Here is a 13,665-nt window from a genome sequence, read left to right on the forward strand (position 1 = left end):
ACCCGGCGCACCGCCTAGGCTTGCCCTGTGAACGTGACTGTATTGGTCGGCGGCGTCGGAGGTGCGCGTTTTCTCACCGGCGTGCGCCGGCTCCTCGGCATCGAACCCGGCCGCGACCTCGACCCCGACGCCGCACACCGGGTCACCGCGATCGTCAACATCGGCGACGACGTCTGGATGCACGGGCTGCGGATCTGCCCCGACCTGGACACGTGCATGTACACCCTCGGCGGCGGGATCGACACCGAACGCGGATGGGGCCGGGCCGACGAGACCTGGCACGCGAAGGAGGAGCTGGCGGCCTACGGCGCCACACCCGACTGGTTCGGTCTCGGCGACCGCGACATCGCGACCCACCTGCTGCGCACCCAGTTGCTGAGCGCCGGATACCCGCTCTCGGCCGTGACCGAGGCCCTGTGCGACCGGTGGAAGCCCGGCGTCACCCTGCTCCCGGTCTCCGACGACCGCAGCGAGACCCACGTGGTCATCACCGATCCGGCCGACGGCGAGCAGCGCGCCGTGCACTTCGAGGAATGGTGGGTCCGGCACCGCGCGCAGGTCCCCACGCACAGCTTCGCGCACATCGGCGCCGAGAAGGCCGCCCCCGCTCCCGGAGTGCTCGCGGCGATCGAATCGGCGGACGTGGTGATCCTCGCCCCGTCGAACCCGGTGGTGAGCATCGGCGCGCTCCTCGCGATCCCCGGCCTGCGCGGCGCGCTGCGCACCACGTCCGCGAAGATCGTCGGCCTCTCGCCGGTGATCGACGGAAAGCCGTTGCGCGGCATGGCCGATGCCTGCCTCGACGTGATCGGCGTCGAGTCGACCGCCCAGGGCGTCGGGCGGCACTACGGCGCCCGCAGCGGCGCGGGCCTGCTCGACGGGTGGCTGATCCATTCCACCGACACCGCCGATGTGCCCGGCGTCGAGGTGCGCAGCGTGCCGCTGCTCATGACCGATCCGGACGCGACAGCCGAGATGGCTCGCGCCGCATTAGAACTGGCAGGAGTGACCCCGTGACCATGCCCACCGACACGGCCACCGGGACCGCCGCCGGAGTGCGCGACCACTCCCCCGGGCGGCCGATCGAGATCCTCCCGGTGCCGGGCCTGCCCGAGTTCCGGCCCGGCGACGACCTCGCCGCCGCAGTGGCCACCGCCGCACCCTGGCTCGCCGACGGGGACGTCCTCGTCGTCACCAGCAAGGTCTTCTCCAAGGTCGAGGGCCGCATCGTCGACGCCCCCACCGATCCCGAGGCCCGCGACACGCTCCGGCGCCGCCTCGTCGACCAGGAGGCCGTACGCGTGCTCGCCCGCAAGGGCCGCACCCTCATCACCGAGAACCGGCTCGGGATCGTGCAGGCAGCCTCCGGGATCGACGGCTCCAACGTCGCCGCGTCCGAGCTCGCCCTGCTGCCCGAGGACCCGGACGCGAGCGCCGCGGCGCTGCGGGAGCGCCTGGGGACCCTGCTCGGCGTGACGGTCGCGGTGGTCGTCACCGACACGATGGGCCGGGCCTGGCGCGTCGGCCAGACCGACGCCGCGATCGGTGCGGCCGGGATCCCGGTCCTGCACGAATATGCCGGATCCCGGGACGCGCAGGGCAACGAGCTGTTCGTCACCTCCGTCGCCGTCGCCGACGAGATCGCCGCCGCGGGCGACCTCGTCAAGGGCAAGCTGGGCGGGGTACCGGTCGCGGTGGTCCGCGGTCTCGACCTGCCCGACAACGGTTCCACCGCACAGGAACTGATCCGCGGCGGGGAGGACGACCTGTTCTGGCTCGGCACCGCCGAGGCACTCGAGCAGGGCCGCCGTGAGGCGCTGCTGTTGCGCCGGTCGGTGCGCGAATTCTCCTCGGAACCGGTCGATCCCGAGGATCTGCGGGACGCGGTCGCCGAGGCGCTCACCGCTCCGGCGCCGCACCACACCCACCCGGTGCGGTTCGTCTGGGTCCGCACCGAGCAGGTCCGCCGGCGGCTGCTCGACCGCATGCGCGAACGCTGGGCCGCCGACCTCGCCGGCGACGGGCTCGACCCGGCGGCGATCGACCGCCGGGTCGGCCGCGGCGCCATCCTCTACGGCGCCCCCGAAATGGTGATCCCGTTCTGGGTTCCCGACGGCGCACACAGCTACCCCGACGCCCGCCGCACCGCTGCCGAGGCCACGATGTTCACCGTCGCCGCCGGCGCTGCCGTGCAGGGGTTGCTGGTCTCGCTCGCCGTGCGCGGGCTCGGCAGCTGCTGGATCGGGTCGACGATCTTCGCCCCGGACGTCGTGCGGCGTGAACTCGGCCTGCCCGGGGACTGGTCGCCGCTCGGCGCGATCGCGGTCGGGCACCCCCTCGAGCCGGCGACACCGCGCGTCGCCCCCGCGGCCGGCGACCTGCTGCTGGAGCTTTGAGGTGACCGCGTCCACGCTGCACGCCTCGGCCGTCGACCGGCTGCAGACCTGGCGGACCGACTCGGCGGACGCGGAGTCGCTGCGGCACACCATGCTCGCGTTCCTCGACGCCGCGCCCGAGGGGTGCCTCCGCAGGCACGTGCCCGGACACGTCACGGCGTCGTCGCTCGTGCTCGACGCCGACCGCCGGCACGTGCTGCTCACCCTGCATCCCCGGGTGGGGCGGTGGATCCAGCTCGGCGGGCACTGCGAGGAATCCGACGAGACGGTCGTCGGGGCGGCGCTGCGGGAGGCGACCGAGGAGTCCGGCATCGAGAACCTGGTCATCGATCCGGAACTGCTCTCGGCGCACACCCATCCGATCACCTGCTCGCTGGGCCGCCCGACCCGGCACCTGGACCTGCGGTTCCTCGTCGTCGCGCCGCCCGGGGCCGTGCCCGTCCGCAGCGCGGAATCGACCGACCTGCGCTGGTGGCCGGTCGACGCGCTGCCGCCGGAGGCCGAGCACGACACCCTCGGGCACCTGCTCGGCCTCGCCGCCGTACGCACCGGGGCGGGCCCCGCCGTACGCACCGGGGCGGGCCCCGCCGTACGCACCGGGGCGGGCCCCGCCGTACGCACCGGGGCGGGCCGTTAGACCGGTTGCAGCGTGGGGCGTTTCGGTTCGATGCCGTCGCCCGAGGAGGTGCCGCGCAGGCGCCGCCCGACCCAGGGAATCAGGAATTCGCGTGCCCACCGGCGGTCCTCGGCTTGCTTCGCCGCCGAGACCACCGGCGCGGCATCGAATTCGGCCGGGGTGAGCGTGTGCGACACACCGAGGAGATCGAGCACGCGGATCGCCATGTTCCGGTGCCCGGCCGGCGACATGTGGAGCCGGTCGAAATCCCACATCCGCAGGTCGCGGTACTCGTCGAACCGCCAGAAGTCGACGATCGCCGCACCGTGGCGGTCGGCGATCGCCCGGACCAGCTCGTTGTAGACGGCCCAGCGGCCGCGCAGCACCCCGAACACCGGCGCCCAGCTGCCGTCGTAGGCCGTCCACACGAGCACTCGCGCACCCGTGGCGGCAAGCTTGCCGATCGCGTCGTCGTACTCGGCCGCCAACGCGTCGAGGTCAAGCTTCGGGCGCATGAGGTTGTTGCCACCGGCGTAGATCGTCACCAGGTCGGGTCGCATCGCGATCGCCGCGTCGAGCTGCTCGTCGAGGATCGGGCGCAGCAGCCGTCCGCGCACGGCGAGGTTCGCATACCCGAACCCGGGGTTGTCGCGGGCGAGCTCCTCGGCGACGAGGTCCGCCCAGCCGCGCAACCCGTTGGGCCGGGCCGGATCCGGGTCCCCGACGCCTTCGGTGAACGAATCACCCAGCGCCACATACCGTTCGAACTTCATTCGTGGACCCCCCGTGCTCACACGTCGGTGCTGAAACGGATCCCCCCGTCGGGGATCTGCACACCGGGCCAGACCCGGGCGCCGCGCAGCAGCTCGCAGCGCGCCCCGATGTCGGCGCCGTCGCCGATCACCCCGTCGCGGATCAGGGCGCGGGGACCGACCCGGACCCCGAATCCGATGATGGACCGCTCGATCACCGCACCGGCCTCCACCCTCGCGCCGTCGAAGATCACCGCGCCGTCCAGGCGTGCGCCGGCGCCGATCTCGGCGCCGCGGCCGACGACGGTGCCGCCGATCAGCAGGGCACCGGGCGCGACGGAGGCACCGGGATGGACGAGGGATTCGCCGCGCTGCCCACCGAGCGCGGGCGACGGTGCGATGCCGCGCACCAGGTCTGCCGAGCCGCGCACGAAGTCCTCCGGCGTGCCCATGTCCCGCCAGTAGGCGGCGTCGACGTGCCCGTACACGCGCTTGCCCTCCGCCAGCAGGGACGGAAAGACCTCACGTTCCACGGAGACCGGACGACCCTCGGGGATCGACTCGATGATCTCGCGCTTGAAGACGTAACAGCCGGCGTTGATCTGGTCCGTCGGCGGATCCTGCGTCTTCTCCAGGAACGCGGTGACCCGGCCCTCCTCGTCGGTGGGCACGCACCCGAACGCGCGGGGGTCGCCCACGCGCACCAGGTGCAGCGTCACGTCGGCGTCGGTGCGCAGGTGCGTGTCGAGCACCGCACCGAGATCCGTGCCGCCGAGGACGTCACCGTTGAAGACCATGACGTTGTCGGCGCGCAGCCTGGGCAGCACGTTGCGGATGCCGCCGCCGGTGCCCAGCGGCTCCGCCTCGGTGACGTACTCGATCTCGAGACCCAGTTCCGAGCCGTCACCGAAGTAGTCCTCGAACACCTCCGCCTTGAAGGATGTTCCGAGCACCACGTGCTTGATGCCGGCCGCACGGATACGCGTGAGCAGGTGCGTAAGGAACGGCACGCCGGCGGTGGGCAGCATCGGCTTCGGCGCGGACAGGGTCAGCGGCCGCAGCCGGGTCCCCTGCCCGCCCACCAGGATCACCGCATCGGTGTGCGGCGCAGCATCGTTCGTCATCGTGTCCCCTGTTCCGTGGTGTTGCCCGCCTCGGCCGCCCGCGCCCGTTCGCGTGCCGCCGCGGCCACCGACATCCTCGACCGGGCGGCGAGCCCGGCCCGCAGCGCCCACCGCAGCGGCGCCTGCCACGGATGCGGGTGCCGGTCCGCCTGGAACCGGTACGCGCTGTCGTGGTGGGCCGGCAGCATGAGTTCGGGATGCCGTCCTGCGGCGTGCCCCTTCGCGTGGGTGACCTCTGCCGAGGGCACGTACACGTTGAGCCAGCCCGCCCGGCCGAACCGGTCGCCGAGATCGACGTCCTCCATGTACATGAAGTAGCGCGAGTCGAAGCCGTCGACCGCGTCGAACGCCGCCCGCCGCACCAGCAGGCACGACCCGGACAGCCAGCCCACCGGGCGTTCGGACACGGTCTCGTTCTCCTGCCGGTACCGCTGCGTCCACGGGTTCTTCGGCCACACCGTGCCGAGCAGCGCGTGCCCGGCGCCGGAGACCAGCCCGGGCACCGAGCGCGCCGACGGATAGACGGTGCCGTCGGGTTCGTAGATCAGCGGGCCGAGGGACGCCGCGTGCGGCCAGCGACGCGCCGCCTCGAGCAGCCGGTCCAGCGACCCGGGTCCCCAGCGCACATCGGGATTGGCGACGACGACGAACTCCTCCGCCGGATCGACCTCCGCGACGGCCCGGTTGACGGCCCCGCCGTAGCCGATGTTGCCGCCGGTGTGCAGCAGCCGCACGTTCGGGTGCCGGGCCGCGGCGTCTTCGGGGGCGCCGTCGGTGGACCCGTTGTCCGCCAGGATCACCTGGGTGGGCAGGTTCGTCGCGCCGGTCAGAGAGGTCAGGAAGTGCTCCAGATGCTCACCGGGCGAGTAGGTCACCGTCACCACGGTCAGCTTCGAACTCACGCCGTCACCTTAGCCGCCGGGCGCGGTCCCGCCGAATCACGCCCTGGCCCGCAGGGCGCCGATCGCGGCGTGCAGCGCGGGCCGCCACGGCCGGAGCGGCGTCAGCCCGGCCGCGGCCCACGCGCTGCCGTCGAGGACGGAGTACGCCGGGCGGGGCGCGGGCCGCACGAACTCGTCGCTGCCGCAGGGCTGCACGCGGCCCGGGTCGGCACCCGCCTCGGCGAACACCGCACGGGCGAGGTCGAACCAGCTGGCCTGCCCGGAGTTCGTCGCGTGCAGGACCCCGCCGGGCACCGCACCGGCGCGGGTGGCGAGTTCGAGGAGGCCGTCGGCGAGATCGGCGGCGTAGGTGGGGCAGCCGACCTGATCGTCGACGACGCGCACGGTGTCGCGTTCGCGTTCGAGCCGCAGCATCGTCGCGACGAAGTCGTTGCCCTCGCCGGTGTAGAGCCACGCGGTGCGCACCACGTGGGCGGTCGGCAACCGGTCGAGCACCGCGCGCTCCCCCGCGAGCTTGGTACGGCCGTAGACGGTCCGGGGCCCGGTCGGATCGCCGACCCGGTACGGGCGGTCCCCGTCGCCGGCGAACACGTAGTCGGTGGACACGTGGATCAGGTGCGCTCCGGCGGCGGCGCACGCGGCGGCCAGATGGGCCGGTCCCCACTCGTTGACCGCGGTGGCGTCCTCCACATGGGTCTCGGCCGCGTCGACGGCGGTGTAGCCGGCGCAGTTGAGCACGACGGCGCCCGGTTCGACGAGCGCGGCGACGGCATCCGGATCGGTGATGTCCGCCTCCTCCGCGCCGACGCCCCGGATCGGGAGGCCGGCCGCGGCGCCGCGGGTGAGCAGGTGACGGCCCAGCTGTCCGCGGGCTCCGGTGACGAGAACGGTCTGCACGGGCACGAGTCTGGCACGCCGGGGCGGCTGTCACCCGGTAGCCGGCGCGGCTGTCACCCGGTAGCCGTCGCGGCTGTCACCCGGTAGCCGTCGCGGCTGTCACCCGGTACGAGCCGGGCACGCCGCGGCGGGTGCCACAAGGGCCGCGGTCTCGGCAGTAGCCTGGGTGCGACCGCCGACGCCCGACGAGAGGACCGCCAGGTGCCGCCAGAGCCGCCCACACGCCGAGTGCCGGCGCGCGACGCGGGGGGAGGATCGGGGGTCTTCCGCGGCCGCCCGCTGCGGATCGCCGTCAGCGTCGCCGCGGCGCTCACCCTGGTCGTCACCGGCGTCGCATGGCGCGGCATCGATTCGCTGCGCTCGTCGCTCGCCACGGTGGGCGGGCTCACCCTGGGCGACGGCCGGGACGGCGCCCTCGACATCCTCCTGGTGGGCACCGACAGCCGCACCGACGCGCACGGCAATCCGCTGTCCCAGCGCGAACTCGACGCGCTGCGGGCCGGCGAGGAAGTGGCCAACAACACCGACACGATCATCCTGGTCCGGGTGCCGCTCGACGGCACCTCGGCCACCGCCATCTCCATCCCGCGCGACACCTACGTCGAGGTGCCCGACATCGGGATGTCGAAGATCAACGCCGCGTTCGGCGCCACCAAGGAGACCGAGCGGCTGCGGCTCGTCGAGGCCGGCGAGTCCGATGCGGCCGCCGAGAAGGCGGCCACGCAGGCGGGCCGGGAGGCACTGGTCGAGTCGGTCGTCGACCTGACCGGCGTCACCGTCGACCACTACGCCGAGGTCGGCCTGCTCGGGTTCGTGCTGCTCACCGATGCCGTCGGCGGCGTCGACGTGTGCCTGAACAACCCCGTCGACGAGCCGCTGTCCGGGGCGAACTTCCCCGCCGGCGAGCAGACCCTCGACGGCGCGGACGCCCTGAGCTTCGTCCGGCAGCGCCACGACCTGCCGCGCGGCGACCTGGACCGAATCGTGCGCCAGCAGGTGTTCATGGCCTCACTCGTACAGAAGGTGCTCAGCGCGAAGACGCTGAGCAACCCGTCCAAGCTGAACCAGCTCAGCGCGGCCGTGCAGAGGTCGGTGGTCCTGGACTCCGACTGGGACATCCTCGACCTGGCGACCCGGATGCAGGACCTCGCCGGCGGCGCCGTGCAGTTCTCCACGATCCCCGTCCAGGACCTCAACGCGATGACCGACTACGGCGAATCCGTGGTGCAGGTGGATCCGGAGGAGGTGCGCCGCTTCGTCGCCGACCTCGTCGATCCCGGCTCCGGCGACGACGGGTCGCAGCCGACGACGAGCGCGGCACCGGAGGTCGATGCCGGCACGATCACGGTGGATGTCGCCAACGCCGGTGGTGTCGGCGGCCTGGCCTCCCGCGTCGCGGCCGTGCTCGTCGGCGACGGCTTCGTCGAGGGCGGCGTCGGCAACCACACCGGCCGCGCGGTGGACGAGTCGACGGTCTTCGCCGCCGACCCCGAGTCCGACCAGGCGCGTGCCGTCGCGGAGGCGCTCGGCGGCCTGGCCACCGCCGCCGACCCGTCGCTCGACGCCGACACGGTGCGGGTGGTGCTCACCGCGGACTACGCGGGGCCGGGCACGGATGCGAACGTCACCTCCGTGGCCTCCGGATCGGATCTCGTGAGCGCCGGGGCCACCCCGACGTCCGTCCCGGCCGCCCCGCCGATCGACGCCGGCTCCGCCGGCCCCCGCTGCGTGAACTGAGGAACGAGGAAGCTGTGACCACCCTGACCGACACCCTGCTCGATCCGATCCTGGCCGCCGACCCGGCCGGCCCCCGCATCACGTGGTACGACGACGCGTCCGGCGCCCGGATCGAGCTGTCCGCGGTCACCCTGGCGAACTGGGCCGCCAAGACGGCGAACATGGTGCGCGACGAGTTCGGTCTGCTGCCCGGCGGCCGGGTGGCCGTCCTGCTCCCGGCTCACTGGCAGAGTGCCGCGGTCCTGCTCGGCGCATGGTGGGCCGGCGCCGAGGTGGTGCTCGAACCCGACGACGCGGACCTCGCGCTGGTCAGCGCGGACCGTCTCGACGATGTCGCGGACGTCGCCGAGGTCGCCGTCCTCTCGCTCGACGCGTTCGGCCGGCCCGTGCCGGACCTGCCGGTGGGGGTCACCGACTACGCGACGCACGTGCGGGTGCACGGTGACCAGTTCCGCTCCGCCGGGGACGGCGGACCGGTGCTCGACGGACGGACGGCCGGCGAGGTGATCGCGGCGGCCCGGGACGCGGCCGCGGCCGCCGGCATCACCGGCGCGGACCGGGTGCTGTCGAGCCGCGACTGGGGCACCCCGCAGGCGCTGATCGACGGCCTGCTCGCCGTCCTCGCCGTCGGCGCGTCGCTGGTGCAGGTGAGCAACCCGGATCCCGCCGCCACCGACCGACGGGTCGAGAGCGAGAAGGTCACCGCCCGGCTGAACGGCTGACGCGCGGCAGGCTCAGGCGACGTAGCCGCCGTCGGCGAGGCCGGCCTCGATCTCGAACCGGTTGCGGGCACCCGGGTGGCGCAGCTCCTCCCACACGTAGCGGACGGCGAATCCCGCCCCGTACCGCGCCCACTGATCGGCGTGGACCGCCTCGTGCCGCAGGATCCGGCGCGACGGTGGCCGGCCGGTGAGGAACACCCCGCCGATCGTCGTGCCCGAGCGGGCGTAGCCGCCGCGCATCCCGGTGCACACGTAGAGTCCGAACTCGTCGTCGAAGCCGACGCGGCCGCCCCACACCCGGGCCCACAGCAGGGCCAGGGCCGTCACCGCCCGGGCCTGCGCGTCGCCCCGCGACGCGCGCGACCGTTGCAGGTCGGCACGCGCGTCGCGGGGGCTCACGGGCCCGAGCCTATCCGGCCGACAGTGCCTCCACCGGCGACACCGCCGCCGCGCGCCGCGCCGGAAGCAGCGCCGCGACCACACCGGCCACGCCGCCGGCGACGACGATCCCCAGCAGCTGCAGCCACGGCACCGACGGCAGGACGAGCTTGTCCACGCCGAACACCGACGCGGTCCCGGCGACACCGAGGATCAGTCCGAGCGCGACGCCGAGGCCCGAGGCCACCCCTGCCACGAGCAGCGCCTCCTGCACGAGCAGCGACCGGATGCCGCCGCGGCCGAGCCCGACGGCCCGCAGCAGTCCCGTTTCCCGGCGCCGCTCGAGCACCGACAGGGCCATGGTGTTGCCGACGCCGATCAGGGCGATGAGCACGGCGACCGACAGGAGGCCGCCCACCACGAGCAGCATCGTGTCGAGCACCTGCTCGATGGTGCGGCGCATCGCGACGGCGCCGCCGACCTCGCTGCCCGGGGCGGCCTCGGCCGCGGCGCTCGTGACGGCGCGCTGCGCGGCGGCGATCGCCGCGTCGTCGTCGATGTCGGCCAGCCGCAGCCACACCGCCTCGGTGCGCGTCGCCCCGGTCAGCGCGGGCAGGTCGGCGTCGTCGACGAGGGCCGGGGCGCCCTCGGTGCCGTCGACCACGGTGAGGGTCCGACGCCCCCGCTCTCCGGCGACGTCGAGCCGGGAACCCGCGGACACGCCGCGTCCGGCACGCTCGTCGGGCGACAGGGCGATCTCCCCCGGTCCCGGCAGCGTGATGTCGGTGCGCAGGGTGCGGCCGACGTCGACCCGATCCACGCCGAGCACGCGCAGGTCCACTCCGCCGACGGCGAGGGTGACCGCCTGCAGGTCCGCGGTCTCCGCGACCCCGTCGATCGTGTGCAGGCGTTCGCCGAGGCCCGCCGGAAGGCCCTCGTCGCCGGCGGCCGTGACGGTCACGTCGACGGGGAACTGGCCGTCGATGGCCGCGGGCGCGCTCGCCTTCACCGTGGCCACGCCCACGACGATCGTCGCGGTGAGGGTGACGCCGAGGATCAGCGCGGTTGCCGTGGCGGCGGTGCGGCGCGGATTGCGGCCCGCGTTGCCGGCGGCGAGCTCGCCCACGGGCCCGCCGATCCGCGCCAGGGCACGCCCCGCACCCTGCACGACCGCCGGGACGATGCGCCGGGTCGCGGCGAGGAATCCGACGAATGCGAGCAGCCCGCCCGCACACGCGACGAGGACGTTGACTCCCAGGACGCCCGCGGTCAGCAGCACGGCCCCGGCGACGAGGCCGACCGTCGCGACGATGCGGCGCAACCAGGACGACCGTGCCGGCTCCGGCGTGCTCTCCATCGGATGGAGCGCGGCCAGCGGCGCGACGCGGGTGGCGGCCCGTCCGGGGCCGGTGGCGGCCAGGACCGTCACGACGATGCCGACGAGCAGGCCGACGAGGACGGTGAGGGGCCCGACGGCGAGCGATCCGATGGGCAGCGGTGCGTCCCACGCCCGGGCCGCCGCGACCACCGCCGCGGCGAGCCCGATTCCGGCGAGGACGCCCGCAACCGAGGCCACGGCGCCGACGAGCAGCGCCTCGAGCAGGACACTGCGCCGTACCTGTGCGGCGGTGACCCCGACGCAGCGCATGAGGGCCAGTTCCCGGGTGCGGGCGGCGAGCACGACCGCGAAGGTGTTGGCGATCACGAGCGCGGACACCACGACGGCGATCGCACCGAACGCGAGCAGCACGTTGCGCAGCAGGTCGGCGTCGCCGAAGTAGCGCGCGGCCACTGCGGCGGACCGTTCGGCGCCGGTCCGGACGGTCCATCCGGGCAGCGCCTCGGACACCCGGTCGACGAGGTCGGCGGCGGTGACGGTGCCGTCCCCCGCCAGGCGCAGTTCCCACCCCGGTGCGCCGCCGGCCCATCGGTCGACCTGCGCTCCGGTCCCGAACACCGCCGCGTCCGCGGCCTGCGGGGTTCCGGCCAGATCGACCTGCCCGACCACCGTCACGGTCGCGGGCTCGCCGCCCTCGGCATCCGTCACGGTCAGGACCGTGCCGAGCGGCACACCGGTGGTCGAACCGACCGCGATCTCGGAATCGGCGGCGGGCCATCGGCCGTCGGCCAGCCGCTGCCAGCGCAGGGCCTCGTCGCCCCCGACGGAGGTGACGTCGGCGTACGAGGGCACACCCTCGGGACCGGTGTAGCGCACCGGCGCGGTCAGGTCCACCGCGACGGCGCTCACGCCGGGCACCGCGGCCACCCGGGCCGCGAGCTCCTGCGGCCGCTCGACGGGCGCCGGCGGCGACTCGGGCGCGGTGACGACGGCGTCGGTGCCGCGGTACTGGGCCGAGAGCGAATCGGTCACCCCGGCGCGCACCGTGTCTCCGAGGACGAGAGTGGTCACGACGTAGGCGACCGCGACGAGGACGGCGAGGACCGAGGAGAGGTACCGGCCGGCGTGTGCCCGGGCCTGGGCGAGCGCCAGCCGTCGCATCAGCGCACCTCCTGGAGCGCGGCGGTGCCGAGGCGGCGCATCGTGTCGAGGACGGTGTCGGGCGTGGGCGCGGCGATCTCGCCGGCGGGCCGGCCGTCCGCGAGCAGCACGACGCGGTCGGCGTAGGACGCGGCCACCGGGTCGTGGGTGACCATGACGACGGTCTGACCGGTCTCGCGCACGCTCGCCCGCAGCAGGCCGAGCACCTCCGCCCCGGAGCGGGAGTCGAGGTTCCCGGCCGGTTCGTCGGCGAAGACCACATCGGGTTGGGGCAGCAGGGCCCGCGCGACGGCGACCCGCTGCTGCTGGCCGCCGGACAGTTCGTGCGGCAGGTGCCGCAGCCGCCCGTCGAGGCCGAGGCGGGTGACGACGTGGTCGCGCCATTCGTCGCTCGGTCGCCGCCCGGCCAGCCGCATCGGCAGCAGCATGTTCTCCTCGGCCGTGAGCACGGGCAGCAGGTTGAACGCCTGGAAGACGAATCCGATGCGGTCGCGCCGTAGTTCGGTCAGCCGCCGGTCCCCTGCCCCGCTGATCTCGTCGTCCCCCAGGAAGATCCGCCCCGAGGTCGCGGTGTCCAACCCGGCGAGACAGTGCATGAGGGTGGACTTCCCGGATCCCGACGGCCCCATGATCGCCGTGAAGGCTCCCTTCTCGAAGGCCACGCTCACCCCGTCGAGCGCACGCACCTCGGCGTCGCCCCGGCCGTACACCTTCACCAGCTCTTCCGCACGCACGGCGGCGGTTCCCACATCGTTGTCGTCCATGCCGTCGACGCTAGGAACCGCGCCGCACCGGCACATCGGAGCGCGGGCGGATCTTCCGGCCGCCGCGGGTCCTACCGTGGTATGACCGGCCGCGACCACGACGGGCGGACGGCCGGAGCCGCGCAGCCGTGCGCCCGCAGGTTCACGGTCCGTCCGCCGCGCCGAGCAGATCCTCCGGCCGGACCAGTCCCGCACGGAACGCGAACAGCACCGCCTGCACGCGGTCCCGCGACGCTGTCTTCGAAAGCACCCTCCCCACATGCGTTTTCACGGTGGCTTCCGACAGCACGAAGCGTTCGGCGAGTTCGGCGTTGGTGAGGCCGTGCGCCATCGCGACGAGCACCTCGAGCTCACGCGGGGTCAACTCCGGCGGAACCCGCACGGCCGGACGACGATCGGGCGCGCCGTCGCCCCCGAGCAGCGGACCGACGTGCCGCAGCAGACGGCGGGTGGCGCGGGGCGCGATCACCGCGTCGCCGCGGTGCACCGTGCGGACCGCGGCGAGCAGATCCTCCGGCGGCGCGTCCTTGAGCAGGAACCCGCTCGCGCCCGCGCCGAGCGCGGAGACGACGTACTCCTCGGTGTCGAAGGTGGTGAGCATCACCACCTTCGGCGCGTGCGGGCGGGTGAGCAGCCGGCGGGTGGTCTCGATCCCGTCCAGGCCGGGCATCTGCACGTCCATCAGCACCACGTCCGTCTCGGCCCGTGCGAGCGCGTCGAGGGCGGCGTGCCCGTCCGCCGCCTCGGCGACCACCGTCAGGTCCGGTTGCGAGTCGAGCACCATCCGGAAGCCGGCCCGCACGAGGTGCTGATCGTCGACGAGACCGACCCGGACGGGTCTCGGCTCCGGGCCCGAGTCCGGCACGGTCTCTCTCCT

Annotated in this window: 13 protein-coding genes; 5 read left to right on the top strand and 8 right to left on the bottom strand. The window is 74.1% G+C overall.

Going from position 1 to position 13,665, the window contains the following annotated elements; translation table 11 throughout:
* The first annotated feature begins 27 nt into the window (after window positions 1-27).
* From cofD to G6039_RS02350, 3 genes are read left to right on the top strand one after another with little or no spacing between them, the layout of a single operon-like run.
* Window positions 28-1,017, top strand: a complete 990-nt coding sequence (gene cofD, locus G6039_RS02340) for a 2-phospho-L-lactate transferase (RefSeq protein WP_029544620.1) — start codon at window positions 28-30, stop codon at window positions 1,015-1,017.
* A gap of 2 nt (window positions 1,018-1,019) precedes the next feature.
* On the top strand, window positions 1,020-2,396 hold the full coding sequence (locus G6039_RS02345) for a coenzyme F420-0:L-glutamate ligase (RefSeq protein ID WP_037201795.1): 1,377 nt from the start codon (window positions 1,020-1,022) through the stop codon (window positions 2,394-2,396).
* Window position 2,397: 1 nt separating this feature from the next.
* On the top strand, window positions 2,398-3,033 hold the full coding sequence (locus tag G6039_RS02350; protein WP_164528055.1) for an NUDIX domain-containing protein: 636 nt from the start codon (window positions 2,398-2,400) through the stop codon (window positions 3,031-3,033).
* Here the strand turns inward: G6039_RS02350 and G6039_RS02355 are convergent.
* From G6039_RS02355 to rfbD, 4 genes are read right to left on the bottom strand one after another with little or no spacing between them, the layout of a single operon-like run.
* Window positions 3,030-3,785 (bottom strand): SGNH/GDSL hydrolase family protein, encoded by a 756-nt coding sequence (locus tag G6039_RS02355; protein WP_043801456.1) that lies wholly within the window; start codon window positions 3,783-3,785, stop codon window positions 3,030-3,032. The two genes, G6039_RS02350 and G6039_RS02355, sit on opposite strands and share 4 nt — an antisense overlap.
* A 17-nt stretch (window positions 3,786-3,802) precedes the next feature.
* On the bottom strand, window positions 3,803-4,888 hold the full coding sequence (gene manB, locus G6039_RS02360) for a mannose-1-phosphate guanylyltransferase (RefSeq protein ID WP_006942634.1): 1,086 nt from the start codon (window positions 4,886-4,888) through the stop codon (window positions 3,803-3,805).
* Window positions 4,885-5,790, bottom strand: coding sequence for a glycosyltransferase family 2 protein (locus G6039_RS02365; protein ID WP_043801453.1), 906 nt, complete (start codon window positions 5,788-5,790; stop codon window positions 4,885-4,887). Before G6039_RS02365 ends, manB begins: the two co-directional genes overlap by 4 nt.
* Window positions 5,791-5,826: 36 nt before the next feature.
* A complete protein-coding gene (gene rfbD, locus G6039_RS02370; RefSeq protein ID WP_043801472.1) occupies window positions 5,827-6,687 on the bottom strand; it encodes a dTDP-4-dehydrorhamnose reductase in 861 nt (286 codons plus the stop codon).
* Between the two features lie 201 nt (window positions 6,688-6,888).
* On the opposite strand from rfbD, the gene G6039_RS02375 reads away from it, so the two are divergent.
* Entirely contained in the window at window positions 6,889-8,424 is a 1,536-nt protein-coding gene (locus G6039_RS02375; RefSeq protein WP_080688602.1) for an LCP family protein, read from the top strand.
* A gap of 14 nt (window positions 8,425-8,438) precedes the next feature.
* Window positions 8,439-9,146 (top strand): TIGR03089 family protein, encoded by a 708-nt coding sequence (locus G6039_RS02380; RefSeq protein WP_043801451.1) that lies wholly within the window; start codon window positions 8,439-8,441, stop codon window positions 9,144-9,146.
* A gap of 12 nt (window positions 9,147-9,158) precedes the next feature.
* Here G6039_RS02380 and G6039_RS02385 read toward each other — a convergent pair whose 3' ends face one another.
* From G6039_RS02385 to G6039_RS02400, 4 genes are all read right to left on the bottom strand, one after another.
* Window positions 9,159-9,545: a hypothetical protein gene (locus tag G6039_RS02385; RefSeq protein ID WP_373867499.1), complete on the bottom strand. Its 387-nt coding sequence runs from the start codon at window positions 9,543-9,545 to the stop codon at window positions 9,159-9,161.
* 10 nt (window positions 9,546-9,555) lie between these two features.
* Entirely contained in the window at window positions 9,556-12,024 is a 2,469-nt protein-coding gene (locus tag G6039_RS02390; RefSeq protein ID WP_043801449.1) for an FtsX-like permease family protein, read from the bottom strand.
* Window positions 12,024-12,788, bottom strand: coding sequence for an ABC transporter ATP-binding protein (locus G6039_RS02395; RefSeq protein WP_043801445.1), 765 nt, complete (start codon window positions 12,786-12,788; stop codon window positions 12,024-12,026). The genes G6039_RS02390 and G6039_RS02395 overlap by 1 nt, the downstream gene beginning before the upstream one ends.
* Before the next feature lie 142 nt (window positions 12,789-12,930).
* Entirely contained in the window at window positions 12,931-13,653 is a 723-nt protein-coding gene (locus G6039_RS02400; protein WP_029544636.1) for a response regulator, read from the bottom strand.
* Window positions 13,654-13,665 lie beyond the last annotated feature (12 nt).

The organism is Rhodococcus aetherivorans, assembly GCF_011058165.1.
In the GTDB taxonomy this organism is placed as follows: Bacteria; Actinomycetota; Actinomycetes; order Mycobacteriales; family Mycobacteriaceae; genus Rhodococcus; species Rhodococcus aetherivorans.

Excerpts from the sequence above, each read along its gene's own strand:
- G6039_RS02345 (WP_037201795.1), top strand. The coding sequence starts at position 1,020 with ATGCCCACCGACACGGCCACCGGGACCGCCGCCGGAGTGCGCGACCAC.
- G6039_RS02355 (WP_043801456.1), bottom strand. The coding sequence starts at position 3,785 with ATGAAGTTCGAACGGTATGTGGCGCTGGGTGATTCGTTCACCGAAGGC.
- manB (WP_006942634.1), bottom strand. The coding sequence starts at position 4,888 with ATGACGAACGATGCTGCGCCGCACACCGATGCGGTGATCCTGGTGGGC.
- G6039_RS02390 (WP_043801449.1), bottom strand. The coding sequence starts at position 12,024 with ATGCGACGGCTGGCGCTCGCCCAGGCCCGGGCACACGCCGGCCGGTAC.
- G6039_RS02395 (WP_043801445.1), bottom strand. The coding sequence starts at position 12,788 with ATGGACGACAACGATGTGGGAACCGCCGCCGTGCGTGCGGAAGAGCTG.